Origin of the sequence: Priestia koreensis (genome assembly GCF_001274935.1) — a bacterium.
GTDB classification, from domain to species: Bacteria; Bacillota; Bacilli; order Bacillales; family Bacillaceae_H; genus Bacillus_AG; species Bacillus_AG koreensis.
Genome location: NZ_LILC01000013.1, coordinates 576,048 through 593,017, shown reverse-complemented (window position 1 = coordinate 593,017; position 16,970 = coordinate 576,048). Strand labels below are relative to the sequence as shown.

Here is a 16,970-nt window from a genome sequence, read left to right as displayed (position 1 = left end):
GGAGCAATCTGAAGTGAAGGTCGGTCTCATTCAAGTGTGCACTTGTGCTACGAGGAAAAGACCGAAACGGAAGATGCGACACTCCTGCAGGAGCAACAAGCCAGATGAGACCCCGCAGAAGCGAAGCGACGAGGAGGCTCATTGCTTGTCCTGCGGAAAGAGAGCAATCTGAAGTGAAGGTCGGTCTCATTCAAGTATCTACTTGTCTCAACATTTCGGTGACTTTAGTCGCAAGGCCAGTTCTACCTTGTCCTCTCTTAACATATTTTTTATGATAAGGGAGGGAATAGAATTGAAGAAATCTACGCTACAACTAATGGCATTCGTTTTTTTATTTATCTTTACATATAAGATGGTCCAAAACCCATTTACGGATGAATACATTCAAGTCATGAAATCGAAGGACACACCACATGATCGGCTTTATGAAGAGATCACTCAAAAAGCACAAAAGTATGAAATTCCACCACAAAATGCTAAAGTAGATACCGTGTGGAAGCTCATACCTGGATATAACGGTTTAAAGGTGGATATTAATGCTTCCTATCAACATATGAAAAAAACGGGTGTCTTTCAGCGTAACAAACTTGTTTATACGCAGGTACCACCAACCGTTCATTTGAATGACTTAAAACCAGCACCTATTTACCGAGGAAATCCAGAGAAGCCGATGGTCTCTCTGCTCATTAACGTTGCCTGGGGAAATGAATATATTCCGTCTATGCTTGAAACGCTCAAAAAGCAGCATGTCAAAGCAACTTTCTTTTTAGAAGGAAGATGGGTAAAAAATAATCCAGAAATGGCTAAAATGATTGTAGATGCAGGTCATGAAGTTGGAAACCACTCCTATACGCACCCTAACATGGCGGTATTAACAGCTGCGAAAATCAAAGAGCAGCTAGAGAGCACAAACCAAATCATCGAATCAACGACAGGTCAAAAGGTGAAGTGGTTTGCGCCACCAAGCGGCAGCTACCGAGATGAGGTCGTAACCATTGCAGCAACGCTTAAGCTACATACGATTATGTGGAGTGTGGATACAATTGATTGGCAAAAACCAAGTCCTGACGTTTTGCTTAACCGAGTGATGGGCAAAGTTCACCCAGGAGCGATGGTTTTGATGCATCCTACAGAATCTACTGCTGGCGCATTAGACCGTTTAATTACGCAAATAAAAGCAAAAGGATATACGCTTGGAAATGTGTCAACATTACTTAATGAAGAACGAGTGATGAAAGATCAATAGGTGATTGACAAAAGAGGAGGCAATAGCTTGATTAACAGATATACTTGCAAAAATGGAGTACGAATTGTATTAGAAAACATTCCAACGGTGCGTTCTGTCGCAATTGGTGTATGGATTGGAACAGGATCACGAAATGAAGATCCTACTATTAACGGTGTGTCTCACTTTTTAGAGCACATGTTTTTCAAAGGAACAAAAACACGCTCAGCGCGCGATATTGCGGAAAGCTTTGATCGTATCGGAGGACAAGTGAATGCGTTCACGTCAAAAGAGTATACGTGCTATTATGCAAAAGTTCTAGACGAGCATGCAGATCAAGCGCTAGATACGCTTGCAGATATGTTCTTTAACTCAACGTTTGATGAAGAAGAGTTAAAGCGCGAGAAAAATGTTGTGTACGAAGAAATTAAAATGTATGAAGATGCGCCAGATGACATTGTTCATGATCTTCTAAGCAAGGCTTCTTTTGGTAACCATCCATTAGGATATCCGATTTTAGGAACAGAAAAGACGCTTGATACATTCAACGGAGATTCAATGCGCGATTATATGAGCAAAACATATATTCCAGAAAACGTTGTGATCTCTGTGGCAGGAAACATCGATGATTCGTTTGTGCAAGAAATCGAAAAGTATTTCGGTGACTATACGTCACCACACAAACCACAGCAGGCAGAAAAGCCAGCGTTCTTTACGGAAAAACTAGCGCGCAAAAAAGATACGGAGCAAGCACATCTATGCTTAGGTTTTGAAGGTCTTGCGATCGGATCAAAAGATGTGTATAGCTTAATCGTGTTAAATAATGTGCTTGGTGGAAGCATGAGTAGCCGTTTGTTCCAGGACGTGCGTGAACAGCGTGGTCTTGCTTATTCGGTCTTCTCTTATCATTCTTCTTACCGCGACAACGGGCTTGTGACGATCTACGGAGGAACAGGAAGCAATCAGCTAGATGTTCTGTATGATACGATTCAAGACACGTTAAATGAGTTAAAAGATAAAGGAATTACCGATAAAGAGCTAAACAACAGTAAAGAACAGCTAAAAGGAAATCTAATGCTGAGCTTAGAGAGCACGAACAGCCGTATGAGCCGTAACGGTAAAAATGAGTTGATGCTTGGTGAGCATCGTTCACTAGATGAAATTATTCAGCTTGTTAGTGATGTAACAAAACCAAGCGTGGATGAATTGGCACGTCGTATTTTTAAAGACGACTTTGCGCTTTCATTAATCAGTCCATCAGGTGATCTTCCAAAAAGCTTACGAAAATAATAGGCATGTTTTTCTTTTCCCCTTTTATATATGATAGTAGAACATTGCGAAGGGGTGGAAAAGATGCGGTTAAGTGAGCTTAGTGGAAAAGAAATTGTGGATATAAAAAAAGCGGAACGCCTCGGCATTTTAGGTCAAACGGATTTGGAAATTAACGAGCAGTCAGGACAAATCAATGCATTGATCATCCCGACTGTAAAATGGTTTGGCTTTAAGCGCCAAGGAAACGAAATTCGAGTTCCGTGGAGTCATATTCAAAAGATCGGTATGGATATGATTATTGTGGATATTGCCGAGTATGAGCTAAGCGAATGAGAAACCTCTCTGACAGTTGTCAGAGAGGTTTTTTTTTATGAAAATAATCCCCTAAACGTTTAATAGGGAGATACATAGTAGATGAAGAAGTTTATATTCTAACTAATAAAACTATGTTCTAAATAATAAATAAGAAAAAAGATACAGTTTCAATAAGAAAGCGAAGAAAGATTCACCCATTACCGCCCTAGAACATAATATGTTGGAGAAAAAGGTCGTTAGGCAAAAGGTATGATTTCAATAGAATTTATGGCAGCCTTTTTTAATACCCCACAAAGCACGCATCTTAGGAAAAGAAGGTGAACTAATAAGATGTTGACTGATTTGCATATCGCTGTCATCGGTGGTGATGCGAGACAGTTGGAAGTTATTCGAAAACTAATTGAATTAGATGCCAAAGTATCATTGATAGGATTTGATCAGCTTGATCACGGGTTTGCAGGTGCAACCAAATATCAAATTACTGAAGTAAACTTTTCAGATGTGGATGCGATTATTCTTCCAGTCCCGGGCACAAACCACGAAGGGCAAGTCGATACCATTTTTTCAAATGAAAAAGTAATACTTACTCAAAAGATGGTCGAACAAACACCATCTCACTGTGTTTTATACTCAGGCATCACCAATGATTATCTAAACACGCTTGTGAAAAACACGAAGCGTCGCTTAGTACAGTTGTTTGAACGCGATGACGTGGCCATCTACAATTCAATTCCGACGGTCGAAGGAACAATCATGATGGCGATTCAGCACACGGATTTCACGATTCATGGCTCAAATATCCTCGTTTTAGGATTAGGGCGAGTCGGAATGAGTGTTGCCCGCTCCTTCGCTTCATTAGGGGCACATGTGAAAGTAGGCGCAAGAAAGTCAGAGCATATCGCTCGTATTACGGAAATGGGGCTGACTCCGTTTCAGTTAGCTGATTTGGCACAGCATGCGACGAACGTTGATATTTGCATTAATACAATTCCGTATCCAATCTTAACGACCGGTGTTATTTCGAAAATGCCGTCTCATGCATTCATTATTGATTTGGCATCCAAACCGGGCGGTACTGATTTTAGATACGCTGAGAAACGCGGTATTAAGGCAATACTCGCACCAGGGCTTCCAGGTATTGTTGCTCCTAAAACAGCGGGGAAAATTTTAGCGAACGTTTTGGCGCAGCTATTAACTGAGGAAGCAAAGAAAAGAGAGGAGAAAAAACCTTGACATCATTTAAAGGAAGACGAATTGGCTTTGGCTTGACTGGTTCTCATTGCACATATGAAGAAGTGATGCCTCAAATTGAAAAGCTCGTCTCGCTAGGTGCAGAAGTGATTCCAGTTGTGTCATATACTGTGCAAACAACGAGCACACGATTCGGAGAGAGTGAAGAATGGATTAAACGCATTGAGGATATTACAGGAAATCCGGTTGTCGATACGATCGTAAAAGCAGAGCCGTTAGGACCGAAGCTTCCACTCGATTGTATGATTATCGCACCGATGACAGGAAACAGCATGAGTAAATTTGCGAATGCAATGAACGAATCACCTGTTTTGATGGCAGCGAAAGCGACCATGCGTAATCATCGTCCAGTCGTACTTGGTATTTCAACAAACGATGCACTTGGATTAAACGGTGTGAATTTAATGAGGCTTATGGCAGCTAAAGACATTTATTTCATCCCATTTGGTCAAGACGATCCGATTGGCAAACCAAGCTCAATGGTCGCTCGGATGGAGCAACTCGTCGATACGGTGTTAGCAGCCTTAAAAGGCGAGCAATTACAGCCGGTTATTGTCGAGAAATTCCGTGATAGCGAAAAATGAGGAAAATTGATAGAATGGGGAAGAGAAGATTTTATAAAATCTTCTCTTCTTTAGCGTAATAGTATGATAAAATAATAGCTATTCATTTATCCCGCATAAGCAGGATGATGACGTCATATCAGACGCCAAAACCCTGTCAAAGCTCGATAAAACATAACAATCCTTACTTAATAATAACAAGTACAAAGATGAAATGGGAATTGTGAACCGAATTTGGAGGGAACGAATATGTCAGAGAATGGATTACACGTAGCAGTAGTTGGAGCAACAGGAGCAGTGGGGCAGCAAATGCTTGCCACACTTGAAAAACGAGATTTTCCAATTGGTAAACTTACACTTCTTTCATCTGCACGTTCAGCAGGTAAAAAAGTTTCTTTTAAAGGGCAAGAATATGAAGTGCAAGAAGCAACTCCTGAAAGCTTTGAAGGCGTTCAAATCGCACTGTTCAGCGCAGGTGGTAGCGTATCAAAGCAATTTGCACCTGAAGCAGTCAAACGTGGTGCAATTGTTGTGGACAACACAAGTGCATACCGCATGGATCCGAACGTACCTTTAGTTGTACCAGAAGTGAATGAAGAAGATATTAAGCTTCACAACGGAATCATTGCAAATCCAAACTGTTCAACGATTCAAATGGTTGTCGCACTAGAACCGATCCGTCAGGCATTTGGCTTAGATAAAGTAGTCGTATCCACTTACCAAGCGGTATCAGGTGCGGGTGCAGCTGCAATCGACGAATTAAAAACACAAGCACAGGCTATTTTAAATGGTGAAGAGTTCACACCTGAAATTCTTCCAGTGGGTGGCGATAAAAAGCATTATCAAATTGCGTTTAATGCGATCCCACAAATCGATAAATTCCAAGACAATGGATTTACGTTTGAAGAGATGAAAATGATCAATGAAACGAAGAAAATTATGCATATGCCTGAACTTTCAGTAGCAGCGACATGTGTTCGTCTTCCAGTTGTCACAGGACACTCTGAATCTGTATATATTGAAATTAACAAGCAAGGTGTTTCAGCGCAAGAAGTAAAATCACTACTTTCAACTGCACCTGGTGTAGTATTACAAGACGATCCAGAAAACCAAGTATATCCAATGCCGGCCGATGCTGTAGGGAAAAATGATACATTTGTCGGACGTATTCGTAAAGATTTAGATAAGGATACAGGTTTCCATCTATGGGTTGTTTCTGATAATCTATTAAAGGGCGCTGCATGGAACTCTGTGCAGATCGCTGAATCTTTACTGAAGCTTGGACTTGTTAAATAACAACACGATCTGAAGCAACGAACGAGGTGGAAGTATGAAGATTATAGTCCAAAAATTTGGAGGTACTTCGGTCCGCGATGAACGCGGACGCACCATGGCTTTAGAACATATCAGACATGCGTTAAACGAAGATTACAAGGTGGTTGTTGTCGTTTCAGCAATGGGACGTAAGGGAGAACCTTACGCTACTGACACACTGTTGTCCTTAGTCGATGCAAACGAAGCGCTTCTAAATAAGCGTGAACTAGATATGCTCATGTCATGCGGAGAATTAATTTCTTCCGTTGTATTTACCAACATGTTAAATACGAATGGAATGAACGCGACAGCACTTAGCGGTGCTCAAGCTGGATTCCAAACGAACAACGATTTTACAAATGCCAAAATCCTTGAGATGAACTGTGACCGCGTGCTACAAGAGCTTGAAGCGCATGATGTAGTCGTAGTTGCAGGGTTCCAGGGGGCTACCATGAGCGGTGATATTACAACACTTGGCCGTGGCGGCAGTGACACGTCTGCTTCAGCACTTGGAGCAGCGCTTGAAGCTGATTTTATTGACATTTTTACCGATGTAGAAGGGGTTATGACTGCAGATCCACGTATTGTGGAAGATGCGCGTCCTCTTTCGGTATTAACGTACAATGAAATTTGCAACATGGCTTATCAGGGAGCAAAAGTCGTTCATCCACGTGCAGTTGAAATTGCCATGCAGGCAAAAATTCCAATGCGCGTTCGCTCTACGTACTCTGAGTCTGAAGGAACACTTGTCACCTCTCTTGGTCATGCAAAAGGCCATGGTAGTGATATTCAAGAGCGTCTCGTAACAGGGATTGCCCATGTTTCAAACGTGACACAAATTAAAGTAAAAGCCAAAGAGGGTCACTATGATCTTCAATCGGAAGTGTTCCGAGCGATGGCGAATGAAGAAATTAGCGTTGATTTTATTAACATTTCTCCAAATGCCGTCGTGTATACAGTTACAAATGAAGCGACAAATCGTGCCATTGAAGTTCTGAATGAACTTGGTCATGATCCAGTCGTAACACGTCATTGTGCGAAAGTATCAACAGTAGGAGCGGGAATTGCCGGAGTACCTGGTGTAACCGCAAAAATTGTGACCGCTTTGTCACAAGAGGGAATTCAAATTCTTCAATCAGCTGATAGCCATACAACGATTTGGGTATTAGTAAAAGAAGAAGATCTAAAACAAGCGGTTAATGCACTTCATAATGCATTTGAGCTTTCAAAAATGAATGTATAAACAAGTATTAGGAGTGAAAGCATGATTGATTTTGGGAAAGTTGCAACTGCAATGGTCACCCCTTTTGATAATAAAGAAAACATTGATTTTGCCAAAACGACCGAACTGATTAATTACTTAATCGATAATGGTTCTGATTCCCTTGTTATAGCAGGGACTACTGGCGAATCACCGACTTTAACAAATGAGGAAAAGCTTGCTCTTTTCCGCCATGTGGTAGAAGTTGTCGATGGACGTGTTCCTGTTATTGCGGGGACAGGAAGCAACAATACGCGTGCATCAATTGAGATGACAAAGAAAGCAGAAGAAATTGGTGTAAATGCAGTAATGCTTGTCGCACCGTATTACAATAAGCCGAGCCAAGAGGGCTTGTATCTTCACTTCAAAACGATCGCAGAAAGCACAAAGCTCCCTGTAATGCTTTATAATGTGCCGGGGCGTTCGATTGTAAGTCTTTCAGTTGAGACGGTTGTGCGTTTGTCACAACTTCCAAATGTGGTCGCAATTAAAGATGCAGGCGGAGATCTCGATACAATGACTGAATTCATTGCCAATACACCGGATGATTTTGCTGTATATAGCGGCGATGACAGCTTAACATTACCTTCTTTAGCTATTGGAGCAAATGGAATTGTATCTGTTGCCTCACACGTAATTGGAAACGAAATGCAGGAAATGGTTCGCTTATTTGAAAGCGGCCATTATCCACAAGCAGCGAAGCAGCATCAGCGCTTAGCACCTGTCATGAAGGGGATGTTCGCAGCACCGAGTCCAACCCCAGTGAAGACAGCTCTTCAATTAAAGGGACTAGATACAGGACCTGTGCGCCTTCCATTAATTCCTTTAACAGAAACTGAGCGTACAACGCTTGTACAACTTCTTGAAACGTTATAAAAAAGGAATCCTATGTCACATCGGCATAGGATTTTTCTCTGTATGAAAAGGATAATGATGAAAGAAGGGGAATATACAATATCAAAAGGGATAGGAAAGAGGGAGGAAAAATGAAAAAGCTGTATACCGATTTCTTTTTGTTTTTTGATATTTCCGTTTTGATTTTATGTTTGGTATCAGGTGTTGTATTTTTAAGCGTACAGGGAATTACATGGTGGCTGTTGTTGCATGTTAGTATCGGACTAATTGTATTTATGTTCAGTGAATATTTCACGCACCGATTTCTGTTTCATTTAAAAGCACCGAAAAATCCTTTTTTTCTAAATATATTAAAGCGCTTACATTATGACCATCATACAAATCCAAATGATTTGCACCTGCTCTTTTTGCCTATTTGGTACAGCATTCCAAACTTTGCGATCTTAAGCAGCATTTATTATGTAGGGGTTGGGAGCTTCACATCAACGATCGCATTTGGAACGGGGCTAATCGCAATGCTTTTGGCGTATGAATGGAAACATTATGTTGCTCATCGTCCTCTTAAACCAAAGACTCGTCTAGGTAAGTGGCTAAAAAAAACCCACATTCTTCATCACTACAAAAATGAAAATTATTGGTTTGGCGTATCAAATCCGTTTATGGATGTTTTGTTTGGAACGTTAGAAAGTGAAAAGAAAGTACAAACGAGTGAAACGGCTAAAAACTTAGAAAATAGCCGCTAAAGAGAGAGCAGGAAAACTTGAAAGAAGTATTTTACGTATAACAAGAGGATGACCTAAAAAGAATTGTTCGCACGTTATTCTGTTGAAAAATGGTTTCCAGTCAAGGAAAATCATTGTACAGCATTTTCTACATCAGTTATAATACTAGTAAGTGACTTTGAGCGGCTTTATATGATGTAGGAGGAACTAGGTTGAATATGAAAAAGACAGAAAATATCAAAATCTTCGCTCTAGGAGGAGTAGGAGAAATAGGCAAAAACATGTATGTAGTAGAATTGGATGACGATATCTATGTAGTAGACGCAGGTCTTATGTCTCCAGAAACGGGAATGTTCGGTATTGATGTCGTCATTCCAGACGTTTCATACTTACTAGAAAACAAGCATCGAGTGAGAGCGATCTTCCTTACTCACGGGCACGATGAAAATATCGGCGGTTTACCATTTATTTTGCGTAAGCTAGATGCGCCAGTTTACGGAACAAAATTCACGATTGCGTTAGCGAAAGAAAAGCTCTCAGAAGTTGGCGTGAACAAAAAGCAATTATTATATGTCATTGATACGGATAAAACGATTCGCCACGAGCGAACAAACGTTACATTCTTCTCCACAAGCCATAGCATTCCAGGCTCAATTGGGATCGCATTTCACACGTCGGAAGGGGCAATCGTCCATACAGGAGATTTTAAATTTGATCAAACACCTGTTGGCAATCAGCGTGCCGATATTGGGAAGATGGCAGCGCTTGGAGAAGATGGCGTACTGTTTTTATTATCAGATAGCACGAATGCTGAGCGACCAGGTTATACGGCCTCTGAAGCTTCTGTAGCAAATGAGATGATGAAATCATTCCGTCAAGCAAAACAGCGAGTAATTGTTGCTACAACTCTCACTCACATGTACCGAATTCAGCAGGTAATTGACGCAGCCATAGAAACAAATCGGAAAGTAGTCGTGTTAGGTCGTACGCTTCAGCGCATGGTTGACATAGCAAGTGACCTCGACCAGTTGTCTGTGCCAGAGGAACTGTTTGTTTCTCCTCAGGAGATGAGCAAATATAGCGATTCAGAGATTGTCGTTTTGACAGCAGGAACGCATCAGGAACCACTTCTACCATTCGTTCGTATGCTACGTCAAAATGATAAATTTGTTGGAGTAAAGCAAACAGATACGATTATTATTTCAGTCGTTTCTGCACCACGAAATGAGCTACCTTTCTCGAAAATTATTGATCAATTGTTCCGTACGGGAGCAAAAGTAATATATGGCCGCCAGCCTGTGACGGTATCAGGAAACGGAAGTCAAGAAGAGCTAAAGTTCATGCTTAATCTTATGAAACCGACCTATTTTATACCGATTCAGGGCGAATATCGCATGCAAATGGCTCATGCAAAGCTCGCAGCAGAAGTAGGACTATCAAAAGACCGCATCTTTATCGTTGATAAAGGGGACGTAATTGATTATAAAAAAGGAACACCGTCTGTTTCCACAAAAGTACCATCTGGAAACACGCTCATTGATGGATTAGGCGTAGGAGACGTAGGAAACATCGTGTTACGTGATCGCCGTCTTCTGTCACAGGACGGAATTCTACTTGTAGTCGTTACCATTGACAAGGCAAATCGAAAAATTGTGACAGGTCCTGAAATTATTTCAAGAGGGTTCGTATATGTTCGAGAGTCTGAGCAGCTATTACGTGAGGCTACAGAACGAGTAGAGCAGCTGCTTGTAGACTCTATTCGTGAACGCACAATCGAATGGTCCTCCCTTAAATTAGGAATGAGAGAGAGCCTCAATCAATTTTTATATGAAAAAACAAAGAGACGCCCAATGATTTTACCAATTATTATGGAAATATAAGCACAACAGCTCAAAGTCAAATAGTCGTAGAAAAGCAAAAGGATGGATTAGTGCCCTCACAGGTTCTAATCCGTTCTTTTTTTTGTGAGAGAAGAATGAAGTTAAAAAAGGAAAGTAAGCATGAAAATGAACAGAGCGCTCATACTAACAATATTCCACTATCGAAAGGAGCGGGAGCGCATTGACAAATGAAAATCAATACCAGTCTGCAGAAGCAGCTCCTCAACAAGACGAACAAAAGCAAAATAAATCAGATCTAGTAAATAAAATCCAACAGCTTGGTCAAACAAATGTTGCTCAGATGACGCCAGATACGAAGATTCACTGTCTAACAATCGTCGGTCAAATTGAAGGGCATATGCAGCTTCCACCACAAAATAAAACGACAAAGTATGAGCACGTTATTCCACAAATCGTAGCAATTGAACAAAACCCAAATATTGAAGGTCTTTTAATTATTCTCAATACAGTCGGTGGAGACGTTGAGGCAGGCCTTGCGATTTCAGAAATGATTGCGTCTCTCTCCAAACCGTCCGTATCGATCGTACTAGGTGGTGGGCATTCCATTGGGGTTCCTATTGCTGTATCAACGGATTATTCGTTTATCGCGGAAACGGCTACGATGACAATTCATCCGGTACGACTAACGGGTCTTGTTATCGGGGTACCGCAAAGCTTTGAATATCTTGATAAAATGCAAGAGCGCGTCATTAATTTTGTAACGAAGCATTCAAATATTCAGGAAGAAAAATTTAAAGAGCTGATGCTTTCAAAAGGAAATTTAACGCGTGATATCGGTACAAATGTGGTCGGAGCAGACGCGGTAGAGTACGGCTTAATTGATGAAGTAGGCGGAATCGGGCAAGCTCTTCGTAAGCTAAATGAGTTGATTGGTCACGAAGATCAGTCCAATGAGGAGCATCTTCTTCAATGATTTTATACACAATGATGCCGCAAGAGCTGATTTTTCCGACTGAATCAGTTACGGAGGCAGAACAAAAGGTTGTAGAATACAACGGAATTCCGTTTGTCGTTACGCAAAATGAGAATGGACAACATCAGATTGTCCGTATGCTAAGCACAAATCCACAAGATTACCTAGATAGTCGCTATCAGCCTGGCGAAACGGTGATGTAAGGCTTAAATTCATTAGCATATCATAGAAACTGAAAGAGAATATGGTATAATAGGATACATCGAAAGCACGTCGAACGTGTTCTTGAGGCATCGCTCCTTGTCTAATTGGCGTGAGAACGCACGATCATAAAAGACAATGGAGAGGTGTCTTTTTGAAGTTTTTAAGGGAACAAGCAGGGGATTGCAAAGAAATGGTGTACTTTTTGTATAGGATCATTTTTACAGCGCAATCTGTGTCGGGTGATTGGAGTGAAAGAATGGCTAAGAAAAAACAACGAAAACGAAGTGAAGCAAAGAAAGAAGAATGGAAGAAAATTTTACAGTATGAATTAATTGGGCTGTTTCTATTTGCACTTGCATGTATTGGAATGGCTGAGCTTGGAGTAGTAGGTGAAACGCTTGTGCTGTTTATCCGATTTTTTACAGGTGAATGGTACATGCTCAACCTCATTGGCTTATTAATTGTTGCTGTGTATATTATCTGGAAGAGACAGCGTCCAAGTTTTGTCTCAAGACCGTTAATTGGTATTTATATTGTTATACTCGCCATCCTGTTATTTAGTCATGTGACCTTATTTCAAAATTTATCACGAGACGGAATGTTTCAAGATCCATCCGTCATTATGAATACGTGGGATTTATTTTGGCTTGAGGCACAAGGCAAGGCGACAGGCAGCGATCTCGGTGGTGGGATGATTGGTGCAGTGATGTTTGCCGCTTCTTATTACTTATTTGATCAGCTTGGAACGGAATTAATGGCCTCTATTTTAATCATTGTGGGAATTATTTTAATTACAGGTCGTTCGTTGCAAGAAACCTTGTTTCGTATCATTAAGCCAATTGGTTCCTTTATCGTAAATGAGGTGCAAGAAGGCATTGAGGATATGAAGGATTGGCTGAATGAAAAGAAGAGTCAGCCAAAACAAGCACGAACACCACGTCCAAAGCGTAAAAAGGTGAAAAATGTGGAGCCTCCACAGGAAGAGGAAACTAATGAGCAGCAAGAGGCACCAGCGCCGATACCAACACCACGAACAGCAGGGGGACCACAAATTATTGCACACTTTGATCAAGAGGAGGAAGACGCGGCGATTTCGGCTACTCCTCCAGTGCTAAAAGTGGAACCGCCTGTGAAAGCTTCAGCTACACCTAAGGAAAAGGCAGAGATAGAAGAGAAGCCGGCACCGATTATGAATTTTGTTGAGCAGGAAAATACATCTTATGAGCTTCCTCCTGTCACGCTTCTTGCTGTACCGAAGAAAAGTAACCAGGCGAAAGAGCATAAAAATATTTATGCAAACGCTGAAAAACTGGAAAAAACGTTTCAAAGCTTTGGCGTAAAAGCAACAGTGGAGAAAGTTCATCTCGGTCCAGCCGTTACGAAGTATGAAGTGCATCCGGATGTCGGAGTGAAGGTAAGTAAAATCGTGAACTTAAGCGATGATTTGGCGCTAGCACTTGCAGCAAAAGATATTCGAATTGAAGCGCCAATTCCTGGGAAATCAGCTGTTGGAATCGAAGTACCGAACGAAGAGGTTGCAATGGTATCAATCCGTGAGGTGCTTGAGACAAAGCAAAATAAACGACCAGACTCAAAACTTTTAGTTGGATTAGGTCGTGATATTTCTGGTGAGGCGGTTCTAGCCGAACTGAATAAAATGCCCCATCTTCTCGTTGCAGGAGCAACGGGTAGTGGGAAAAGTGTTTGTATCAACGGAATTATCGTCAGTATTTTAATGCGTGCAAAGCCTCACGAAGTAAAGCTGATGATGATCGACCCTAAAATGGTTGAGCTGAACGTGTATAATGGAATTCCTCATTTACTCGCTCCCGTTGTAACGGATCCGAAAAAAGCATCACAGGCATTGAAAAAAGTAGTAAGTGAAATGGAGCGCCGCTATGAGTTATTCTCTCATACGGGCACAAGAAATATTGAAGGTTACAATGAATACGTAACGCGACATAATGAAGAAGAAGAAGCAAAGCAGCCGCACTTGCCTTACATTGTGGTGATTGTTGATGAGCTTGCTGATTTGATGATGGTCGCTTCATCAGACGTAGAAGATGCGATCACACGATTAGCGCAGATGGCTCGTGCAGCTGGCATTCATTTAATCATTGCCACGCAGCGTCCGTCTGTTGACGTCATCACTGGGGTCATTAAAGCGAATATCCCTTCACGTATCGCGTTTAGCGTATCGTCCCAAACCGATTCAAGAACCATTTTGGATATGGGGGGAGCAGAGAAGCTACTCGGCCGTGGGGACATGCTCTTTATGCCTGTAGGGGCATCAAAGCCTGTACGTGTTCAAGGTGCATTCTTGTCAGATGATGAAGTAGAAACCGTAGTAGATTTCGTTATCTCGCAACAAAAGGCTCAATATCAGGAAAGCATGATTCCAAGCGATGAGCCTGAGCAAACAGATGACTTTGATGATGATTTATACGACGAAGCTGTGCAGCTTGTCGTTGAAATGCAGACGGCTTCTGTCTCGATGATTCAACGTCGATTCCGCGTGGGCTACAACCGTGCAGCGCGATTGATTGATGCAATGGAGCAACGCGGTGTCGTAGGACCATATGAAGGAAGCAAACCACGAGCTGTTCTCATCTCACAATACGGAAATGAAGAAGTAGGCTCATAATACAGAGAATATACAAAAAAGAAGAGTGAATTCCATTCATTCTTCTTTTTTTATCGATTGGACATGCATATTAAGGAATAAATATTAAAATGTTTGTGAGTAAATAGTAATAGTAATCGTTTACGTTTTAAAACCGATGAAAAAAGAAATGAAAATAAAGGAAACCGACAAGATTTATCTTCTTTTTAAAGTGGAGGATTTCTAGCTACAGATAGTGCAAAATAGGCTATGGAAAAGAGTACAAATAAATAAAGGAAATAAAATAGCTACTAATTTTTTCTATATAGAGATAGAAGAAATTAACTAGGTAAAATGGATTAAAGATATACAAATATAATGTAAAGTTCGGTTATTGTAGCACTTTATTAGAAAATTAATAAATTTTTAAAAGTTTTTTAATAAAATTAATATAACCTATTTATTTATTTGTCGAAAAATGATATATTATTTTCGGTTATGATAGGCGTAAAACATCAGATGTCTGATGACAGATATTTTTGTATGGGGGAACCGATATGTCTATAAAAGTAGATAGTCGACATCTGTATTTGCAAGTAATCGATAACATTAAGCAGAAGATTGCAGAAGGTGTCTACAAAGAAAAAGAGCGTCTTCCATCTGAGTTTGATTTATCGAAACAACTAGGTGTCAGTCGCGCAACGTTGCGTGAGGCTCTTCGAATTCTTGAAGAAGAGAATGTAATTATTAGACGACACGGAGTCGGTACATTTATTAACAGTAGACCGACGTTCAGTTCGGGAATTGAACAGCTAAGCAGTGTCACAGATATGATTAAGCAAGCAGGAATGAAGCCGGGAACAATCTTTTTATCCACTCAAATTCAAGAAGCAACGGAAGAGGATAGAGAGCGATTTCAATGTGAGGAAGGCGATTTAATTTTAATGATTGAGCGCGTTCGTACTGCGGATGGACAGCCCGTTGTGTACTGCGTAGACCGAGTACCGAGGAAATATCTACCAAACTATTTTTCTGGTGAATTAGAATCATTACTAGACGTATTAAACTTGCAGGCTGGGAAAAAAATCTCATATGCGATTGCTCATATAGAGCCGATCGGTTATCATGAAAAAGTGTCACCAGTCCTAGAGTGCAACCCAGAAACAGCACTTTTGACACTAAAACAAATGCACTACGACGTACAAGACGATCCTATTCTTTATTCATTGAACTATTTTAAAGCGGATCAATTCAGCTTCCACGTTTTGAGAAAAAGAACTTAATAGTTTGCGTTAAATTTTCAGAAAATTTTTTATTGGTTTTGGAAACGCTTTTGAGGAGGTGAATGTAAAAAAAGGTAATAAATAGGTTACTTTTTTTAGCATATCCATCATTCTTAGAAAAAAATTGGGGGTCATTTATCAATGAAAAAGGTTAAAGCAGGTTTAGCGTTATCATTAGTGTTAGCGGCAGGAACAATTTTGGGTGCTTGTGGTTCTGACAATGCTGAAAAAGCAGGCGGAGACGGCAAAAAATCAAACTTTAAAGTAGGTATGGTTACAGATACAGGTGGGGTTGATGATAAATCATTTAACCAATCCGCTTGGGAAGGTTTACAAGCATTTGGTAAAAAGCATGGTCTTGAAGAAGGCACAGGCTACAAATATCTTCAATCTACAAAAGCTGACGACTATCAGCCAAACTTAAGCAAATTTGTAGAGGCAAATTATGATTTAACATTCGGAATCGGCTTCTTAATGGAAGATGATATTCAAAAAGCAGCAGAGCAAAATCCGAAATCAAACTTTGCGCTAGTTGACAGCATTTTAACAGATGCAAAAGGAAATCCTGTTACATTAGATAACGTAGCGGCAATTACTTTCAAAGAAAACGTTGGTTCTTTCTTAGTAGGTGTAGCTGCAGCAAACCAGACGAAAACAAACAAAATTGGCTTCATTGGTGGAGTAGACTCTCCGTTAATTAAAAAATTCGAAAGCGGATTTAAAGCGGGTGTAAAATCAGTTAACCCTAAGGCAGAAATAATTGTTCAATACGCTGGTGATTTCAATGCGCCAGAAAAAGGTTCATCAATCGCAGCAACAATGTACGAGCAAGGCGCTGATATTATTTATCATTCAGCTGGTGGTACAGGAAACGGTGTGTTCACTGAAGCGAAAAACCGTAAGAAAAAAGGTCAAGATGTATGGGTAATCGGTGTTGACCGTGACCAACATGAAGAAGGTATGCCTGAGAACGTAACGTTAACTTCAATGATCAAACGTGTAGACGTAGCGGTTCAAGAAGTAACACAAGAAGCAATGGATGGGAAATTCCCTGGTGGTAAAGAAGTAGTATTCGGTCTTGAAGAAGATGGCGTTGGAATCGCCCCAACAAAAGACAATCTTACTGAAGAAACGTTAAAATTAGTAGACGAGTACCAACAAAAGATTCTTAAAGGCGAAATCAAAGTACCAGCAACTGACGATGAGTACAAAGAATTTGAATCAACTTTAAAATAAACGTGAGCATAGGCTCATAAAGTAATGACGTATGTAATGTTTGTATTAGGGTG

The 16,970-nt window shown here is 40.6% G+C and carries 15 protein-coding genes; all 15 read left to right on the top strand.

Annotated features, from left to right (window positions below; all coding sequences use genetic code 11):
• Positions 1-292: 292 nt before the first annotated feature.
• The 15 genes from AMD01_RS12145 to AMD01_RS12075 all read left to right on the top strand — a co-directional run bounded on the left by AMD01_RS12145 (position 293) and on the right by AMD01_RS12075 (position 16,917).
• Complete coding sequence (locus AMD01_RS12145; protein ID WP_053401663.1) at positions 293-1,246, top strand: polysaccharide deacetylase family protein; 954 nt, start codon at positions 293-295, stop codon at positions 1,244-1,246.
• A gap of 27 nt (positions 1,247-1,273) precedes the next feature.
• On the top strand, positions 1,274-2,515 hold the full coding sequence (locus AMD01_RS12140) for a M16 family metallopeptidase (protein WP_053401662.1): 1,242 nt from the start codon (positions 1,274-1,276) through the stop codon (positions 2,513-2,515).
• A 63-nt stretch (positions 2,516-2,578) separates the two neighbouring features.
• On the top strand, positions 2,579-2,830 hold the full coding sequence (locus AMD01_RS12135; protein WP_053401661.1) for a YlmC/YmxH family sporulation protein: 252 nt from the start codon (positions 2,579-2,581) through the stop codon (positions 2,828-2,830).
• A 312-nt stretch (positions 2,831-3,142) separates the two neighbouring features.
• A complete protein-coding gene (dpaA, locus tag AMD01_RS12130; protein WP_053401660.1) occupies positions 3,143-4,045 on the top strand; it encodes a dipicolinic acid synthetase subunit A in 903 nt (300 codons plus the stop codon).
• Positions 4,042-4,647 (top strand): dipicolinate synthase subunit B, encoded by a 606-nt coding sequence (dpaB, locus tag AMD01_RS12125; RefSeq protein WP_053401659.1) that lies wholly within the window; start codon positions 4,042-4,044, stop codon positions 4,645-4,647. The genes dpaA and dpaB overlap by 4 nt, the downstream gene beginning before the upstream one ends.
• A gap of 228 nt (positions 4,648-4,875) precedes the next feature.
• Positions 4,876-5,922 (top strand): aspartate-semialdehyde dehydrogenase, encoded by a 1,047-nt coding sequence (gene asd, locus AMD01_RS12120; RefSeq protein WP_053401658.1) that lies wholly within the window; start codon positions 4,876-4,878, stop codon positions 5,920-5,922.
• A gap of 34 nt (positions 5,923-5,956) precedes the next feature.
• Complete coding sequence (dapG, locus tag AMD01_RS12115; protein ID WP_053401657.1) at positions 5,957-7,183, top strand: aspartate kinase; 1,227 nt, start codon at positions 5,957-5,959, stop codon at positions 7,181-7,183.
• Positions 7,184-7,204: 21 nt separating this feature from the next.
• The gene (gene dapA, locus AMD01_RS12110; RefSeq protein WP_053401656.1) at positions 7,205-8,077 is read left to right on the top strand and encodes a 4-hydroxy-tetrahydrodipicolinate synthase; all 873 of its coding nucleotides are present in this window, start codon (positions 7,205-7,207) and stop codon (positions 8,075-8,077) included.
• Positions 8,078-8,187: 110 nt separating this feature from the next.
• Positions 8,188-8,799: a sterol desaturase family protein gene (locus tag AMD01_RS12105; RefSeq protein WP_053401655.1), complete on the top strand. Its 612-nt coding sequence runs from the start codon at positions 8,188-8,190 to the stop codon at positions 8,797-8,799.
• A gap of 191 nt (positions 8,800-8,990) precedes the next feature.
• On the top strand, positions 8,991-10,658 hold the full coding sequence (locus tag AMD01_RS12100; protein WP_157052716.1) for a ribonuclease J: 1,668 nt from the start codon (positions 8,991-8,993) through the stop codon (positions 10,656-10,658).
• Positions 10,659-10,839: 181 nt separating this feature from the next.
• Positions 10,840-11,592: a ClpP family protease gene (locus tag AMD01_RS12095; RefSeq protein ID WP_053401654.1), complete on the top strand. Its 753-nt coding sequence runs from the start codon at positions 10,840-10,842 to the stop codon at positions 11,590-11,592.
• On the top strand, positions 11,589-11,795 hold the full coding sequence (locus tag AMD01_RS12090; RefSeq protein WP_053401653.1) for a YlzJ-like family protein: 207 nt from the start codon (positions 11,589-11,591) through the stop codon (positions 11,793-11,795). Before AMD01_RS12095 ends, AMD01_RS12090 begins: the two co-directional genes overlap by 4 nt.
• A gap of 257 nt (positions 11,796-12,052) precedes the next feature.
• The gene (locus tag AMD01_RS12085) at positions 12,053-14,440 is read left to right on the top strand and encodes a DNA translocase FtsK (RefSeq protein ID WP_053401773.1); all 2,388 of its coding nucleotides are present in this window, start codon (positions 12,053-12,055) and stop codon (positions 14,438-14,440) included.
• Between the two features lie 515 nt (positions 14,441-14,955).
• The gene (locus AMD01_RS12080) at positions 14,956-15,681 is read left to right on the top strand and encodes a GntR family transcriptional regulator (protein ID WP_053401652.1); all 726 of its coding nucleotides are present in this window, start codon (positions 14,956-14,958) and stop codon (positions 15,679-15,681) included.
• 141 nt (positions 15,682-15,822) lie between these two features.
• Positions 15,823-16,917 (top strand): BMP family lipoprotein, encoded by a 1,095-nt coding sequence (locus tag AMD01_RS12075; protein WP_053401651.1) that lies wholly within the window; start codon positions 15,823-15,825, stop codon positions 16,915-16,917.
• The last annotated feature ends 53 nt before the right edge of the window (positions 16,918-16,970 follow it).